Origin of the sequence: Streptomyces sp. PU-14G (genome assembly GCF_041028275.1) — a bacterium.
GTDB lineage: Bacteria > Actinomycetota > Actinomycetes > Streptomycetales > Streptomycetaceae > Streptomyces.
On record NZ_JASKYT010000457.1, the window covers coordinates 1 to 4980 of the forward strand.

Genomic DNA, 4980 nt, shown 5'->3' on the forward strand with positions numbered 1-4980 from the left:
GCCCTGCCACGCCCCGCCCTGTCACGCCCCGCCACGGGAATCTGTTCGGGACGTCCCCTTCGGGGAACCCGCTACCGGTCAGCCGCCCCTGTACGGCAGGATCTTGGGATGTTGCACTCTTCCGGAGAGCGGGACACGCGCACACTGCCCAAAGCCCACCTGCACCTGCACTTCACCGGGTCGATGCGGCCCTCCACGCTGCTGGAGCTGGCCGACAAGTACGGCGTGCACCTGCCGGACGCGCTCAAGGGCGGTGAGCCTCCTCGGCTGCGGGCGACGGACGAGCGCGGCTGGTTCCGCTTCCAGCGGCTCTACGACATCGCCCGCTCCTGCCTGCGGGCGCCGGAGGACATCCAGCGGCTGGTGCGGGAGGCGGCCCAGGAGGACGTGCGGGACGGCTCGCGCTGGCTGGAGATCCAGGTCGACCCGACCTCCTACGCGCCACGGCTCGGCGGGCTCTCCCCCGCGCTGGAGATCATCCTGGACGCGGTGGAGACGGCCTCGCGCGACACCGGGCTCGGCATCCGCGTGGTGGTGGCGGCCAACCGCATGAAGCACCCGCTGGAGGCCCGCACGCTCGCACGCCTCGCGGTGCGGTACGCGGACCGCGGCATCGTCGGCTTCGGTCTGTCCAACGACGAACGGCGCGGCTTCGCACGCGACTTCGACCGCGCTTTCGGTATCGCCAGGGACGGCGGGCTGCTGGCCGCGCCGCACGGGGGCGAGCTGGCGGGCCCCGGCAGCGTCCGCGACTGCCTGGACGACCTGCGCGCCTCCCGCGTCGGCCACGGCGTGCGCGCCGCTGAGGACCCCTGGCTGCTGTCCCGGCTCGCCGAACGCCGGGTGACCTGCGAGGTCTGCCCGGCGTCCAACGTGGCGCTGGGCGTCTACGACAAGGCGGAGGACGTGCCCGTGCGGGCGCTGTGGGACGCGGGGGTGCCGATGGCCCTGGGCGCCGACGACCCGCTGCTGTTCGGCTCGCGGCTGGCCGCCCAGTACGAACTCGTGCGGCAGACGCACGCCTTCACGGACGCCGAGCTCGCCGAGCTGGCCCGCCAGTCGGTACGAGGCGCCTCGATGCCCGAGGACGTACGCGCCGGGGTGCTGGCGGACATCGACGCCTGGCTGGCCCCGGCGGCGTGAGGTGAGCCGCCACCCAGACGTCGCCGGGCGGCACGGGCGTAAGCAGCAGCGGCGCCCCGCCCCGCGCGCCGAACGGCCGTCGGGACAGCCCATGGTCCTCAGCCGATGCCGCTCAGTACGGTGCGCGCGAGGGAGGCCGCGAAGTCGTCCAGCGGCCTGGGCGGTCCGTCGACGGCGCCGTAGGCGAAGGACCGCTGCGCACAGGCGCCCATCAGCAACGCGGCGGCGGCGTAGGTGTCGGCGTCCGGCCGGATCCGACCGGCCTCCCGCTCGGCGCGCAGGTAGGCGTCGAGCTGGGTGATCGGCACGTGCGGGCCGACGCCCATCTCACGCATGGCCTGCTCGTGCCGGTCCTTGAGGCGGCGGTCGGCGAAGAGGGAGGCGGCGATGGGGAACGTTTCCTGGTAGAAGACGGCGGCGTGCCTGGCGACCTCGGTCAGGTTCTCCTCGACGCTGCGCGCGCCCGGGTCGTTGCGCAGTCTCTCCAGCGTGGCGCCGAGCCGCGGCAGCCGCTCGCTCAGCACTCCGATGAAAAGCTCCTCCTTGCTCGCGAAGTGCTTGTAGAGCGCCGCTTCGGAGCAGCCCGCCGCTTTGGCGATCTCCTTGGTGGTGGTGCGCAGCAGTCCTTCCGACCGCATCAGCTCGTGGGCGGCGTCGAGGATGCGGGTCCGGGTGGGCCGCGGGGGCATCGTGGTCCCTTCTTGACGGGTGGGTGAGTACTTACCCACCATAGAGGTGAGTGAACACTCACCCACGTCTTCGGGAGGGACCGTGCACCTCACCGTCTTCGGTGCGACCGGCGGCGTCGGCCGGGAAATCGTCCGCCAGGCGCTCCAGTCCGGACACACCGTCACAGCCGTCGTCCGCGACCCGGCGCGGCTGCCCGTCACCGGGGAACGACTGGAGGTCCACACCGCCGACCTCACCGACCCCGCCCCCCTCAGCCCCGCCGTGACCGGCCGGGACGCGGTCCTCTCCGGGCTGGGCGCGTCCAGCAACGAGCAGGCACGCCAGGGCGTCTCCGCCCGCGTCACCGACGTGGTGCTGCGCGCCCTGGAAGCGGACGGCACCCGCCCTGACGGGGGCCGGCCGCGCTTCGTCGCCGTCAGCGCGGCCCCGCTCGCGGACGAGCCGGCCGACCAGACGTTCGTCTCCCGGCGGATCGCGATGCCGCTCGTCTCCCGCTTCCTCAAGCCGGTCTACGACGACCTGCGCGTCATGGAGGAGGCCATCCACCGCAGCGCGACGGAATGGACGGTGGTGCGGCCCCCCATGCTGCGGGACACGCCGCTGAAGGGGACCTACCGCACGGCCCACGAGGTCAACATGCGCGGCGGTCGCGCCATCGGGCGGGCGGACGTCGCCCACGCGATGCTCGCCCTCGCCGCCGACCCTGCCGCGGTCAGACAGAACGTGAGCGTCGCCTACTGAACCCCTCGGCTCCCGGCCCCGCGGGAGCCCTCCCCGCTACAGCGCGCAGCCGACCGTGACCGGCTCGTTCGTCAGGGTGACGCCGAACGCGTCCCGCACCCCGTCGCGCACCTCACGTGCCAGCGCCAGCAGGTCGGCCGTGGTGGCCGAACCGCGGTTGGTGAGCGCCAGCGTGTGCTTGGTCGAGATCCGGGCAGGGCCGGTGCCGTAGCCCTTGGTGAAGCCCGCCTTGTCGATGAGCCAGGCGGCCGAGGTCTTGGTGCGCCCCTCCCCCGCGGGGAAGGCGGGCGGCGCCACCTCGGGGCCCAGCCGCTCCCGCACCCGGTCGACGAAGGCCGCGAACTGTTCCTCGTCCAGGATCGGGTTGGTGAAGAAGGAGCCGGCCGACCAGGTGTCGTGGTCGGCCGGGTCGAGCACCATGCCCTTGCCCGCCCGCAACCGCAGCACGGCCTCGCGCGCCCGGGCCGCGGGAACCCGGTCGCCGGCCTCCACCCCGAGGAGCCGCGCGGTCTCCGCATACCTGATCGGCGCGGAGAGGCCCTCCGCGTCCTCCAGCGCGAAACGGACCCGCAGCACGACGTGGCGCCCGGGATCGGCCTTGAAGCGGCTGTGCCGGTAGGAGAAGCCGCACTCCTCATTCGCGAGGGTGACGACCTGGCGGGCCCGCCGGTCGTAGGCGACGACCTCGGTGAGGGTGCTGGAGACCTCCTGGCCGTAGGCGCCGACGTTCTGGATGGGCGTGGCGCCCGCGGAGCCCGGGATGCCGGCCAGGCACTCGACCCCCGCCAGGCCCGCCTCGACCGTGCGGGCGACGGCGTCCGACCAGTTCTCGCCCGCTGCCAGTTCCAGGCCGCTGCCCGACAGGGAGAAGCCGCGGGTCGCGATGCGCAGGACGGTGCCCTGGAAACCCTCGTCCGCGATGACGAGGTTGCTGCCGCCCGCGATGATCAGCAGCGGTGTCCCGCTGTCGTCCGCCTCGCGGACCGCCGCGATCACCTCGTCGTCTGTGGTGGCCACGACCAGCCGCTCGGCGGGCCCGCCGAGGCGCAGCGTCGTCAGCGGGGCCAGCGAGGCCGTGGGGACACCGGGGTCAACGTAGAGTTCCTGCACGCGCTCCAGAGTACGGGTGCGCGCGTCGCGGACCGGCTCCCCCACACCTGCGGCGGCGCTGCCCACGGCACGGGCGGTCCCGCGCGACTCGGAGGGGCGGTCCCACGCGACTCGAACGGGCGCTCCCGTGGGAGGGGCGGCCCGTCCACGGCTCGGACGGGCGCTCCCACAGCTCGGACGGGTCCGAGGCACCGGACGGGTCCGAGTCACCGGCCAGGTCCGCGTCACACGGGCGCCCGGGCCTCGCCACGGCGCCGCGGCCCGGGCGCGGCCAGCGCCGCACGCCTCAGCGCAGCTTCACCACGGCGCGGGACATGCCCAGGACCCTGGCGCCCGCGCTGGTGACCGTCAGGTCGACCTGCACCGTGCGGGCCTCGTCGTCCAGCTTCTTGGCGACCTTGGCCGCCACCTCGATGACGGCACCCTCGTCGTCGTCCGGCACGACGACCGGCTTGGTGAACCGCACGCCGTACTGCAGGAGCGCACCCGGGTCACCCGTCCAGTCGGTGATGACACGGGCGGCCTCGGCCATGGTGAACATGCCGTGCGCGATGACGTCGGGCAGCCCGACGCTCTTGGCGAACCGCTCGTTCCAGTGGATGGGGTTGAAGTCCCCCGAAGCGCCGGCGTAGCGCACCAGCCGCTCCCGGTCCACGGGGAAGCTGCGCGCGGGCAGCTCCGTGCCCGGCTCCACGTCGTCGTAACCGACCTGCGCTGTCATCCGAGTCACTCCCCTTCCGGCGTTTCGACCGCCCGGGCCACCAGCTTGCAGTGGACGGTCACCACCGTCTCGCCCGCCGCGTCCAGCACGTCGCCACGGACGTCGAGGATCTCGTTGCCCGCCATCGACCTGATCGACTCGATGGTCGAGCTGACCGAGAGCAGGTCCCCCGCGCGGACGGGACGGCGGTAGGCGAACTTCTGGTCGCCGTGCACCACACGGCTCCAGTCCAGCCCCAGCTTCGGGTCGCGCACCACGCGCTCCGCCTCACGGAAGGTGAGGGAGAACACGAACGTGGGCGGCGCGATCACGTTCGGGTGGCCGAGCGCCTTCGCCGCCTCGACGTCCGTGTACACCGGATTGTCGTCCCCGATGGCCTCCGCGAACTCGCGGATCTTCTCCCTGCCGACCTCGTACGGCCTGCTGGGCGGGTACGTCCGCCCGACGAAGGACTGGTCGAGTGCCATCGGCGGCGCCTCCTGGGGCAGTGGTGGCGGGTTCACGGCTTCCCGACTGCCCGGCCTGGCGGCGTGGGCGTCGTGGTGTCGCGACGCCGTGCCCGCACGGCGTCGCGR

General features: G+C 73.4%; 6 protein-coding genes. 2 read left to right on the top strand and 4 right to left on the bottom strand.

Annotated elements, in window-relative coordinates; translation table 11 throughout:
* The first annotated feature begins 108 nt into the window (after window positions 1-108).
* On the top strand, window positions 109-1143 hold the full coding sequence (locus AB8Z75_RS31345) for an adenosine deaminase (RefSeq protein WP_369207950.1): 1035 nt from the start codon (window positions 109-111) through the stop codon (window positions 1141-1143).
* A gap of 98 nt (window positions 1144-1241) precedes the next feature.
* Here AB8Z75_RS31345 and AB8Z75_RS31350 read toward each other — a convergent pair whose 3' ends face one another.
* Window positions 1242-1832 carry a TetR/AcrR family transcriptional regulator gene (locus AB8Z75_RS31350; RefSeq protein ID WP_369207952.1) on the bottom strand — a complete coding sequence of 197 codons (591 nt, stop codon included), beginning with the start codon at window positions 1830-1832 and terminating at the stop codon, window positions 1242-1244.
* 82 nt (window positions 1833-1914) lie between these two features.
* Here AB8Z75_RS31350 and AB8Z75_RS31355 point away from each other — a divergent pair, with 82 nt between their 5' ends.
* Window positions 1915-2574, top strand: a complete 660-nt coding sequence (locus AB8Z75_RS31355) for an NAD(P)-dependent oxidoreductase (RefSeq protein WP_369207958.1) — start codon at window positions 1915-1917, stop codon at window positions 2572-2574.
* 36 nt (window positions 2575-2610) lie between these two features.
* On the opposite strand, the gene AB8Z75_RS31360 is transcribed toward AB8Z75_RS31355, so the two are convergent.
* The 3 genes from AB8Z75_RS31360 to AB8Z75_RS31370 form a co-directional block, all read right to left on the bottom strand.
* Window positions 2611-3684: a UDP-N-acetylmuramate dehydrogenase gene (locus AB8Z75_RS31360; RefSeq protein WP_369207954.1), complete on the bottom strand. Its 1074-nt coding sequence runs from the start codon at window positions 3682-3684 to the stop codon at window positions 2611-2613.
* Window positions 3685-3970: 286 nt separating this feature from the next.
* A complete protein-coding gene (locus tag AB8Z75_RS31365) occupies window positions 3971-4405 on the bottom strand; it encodes a MaoC family dehydratase (RefSeq protein ID WP_369207956.1) in 435 nt (144 codons plus the stop codon).
* A 5-nt stretch (window positions 4406-4410) separates the two neighbouring features.
* Entirely contained in the window at window positions 4411-4872 is a 462-nt protein-coding gene (locus AB8Z75_RS31370) for a MaoC family dehydratase N-terminal domain-containing protein (RefSeq protein ID WP_369207960.1), read from the bottom strand.
* Window positions 4873-4980 lie beyond the last annotated feature (108 nt).

Coding starts and splice junctions, on each gene's coding strand:
- AB8Z75_RS31370 (WP_369207960.1), bottom strand. CDS start 4,872: ATGGCACTCGACCAGTCCTTCGTCGGGCGGACGTACCCGCCCAGCAGG.
- AB8Z75_RS31365 (WP_369207956.1), bottom strand. CDS start 4,405: ATGACAGCGCAGGTCGGTTACGACGACGTGGAGCCGGGCACGGAGCTG.
- AB8Z75_RS31345 (WP_369207950.1), top strand. CDS start 109: ATGTTGCACTCTTCCGGAGAGCGGGACACGCGCACACTGCCCAAAGCC.
- AB8Z75_RS31350 (WP_369207952.1), bottom strand. CDS start 1,832: ATGCCCCCGCGGCCCACCCGGACCCGCATCCTCGACGCCGCCCACGAG.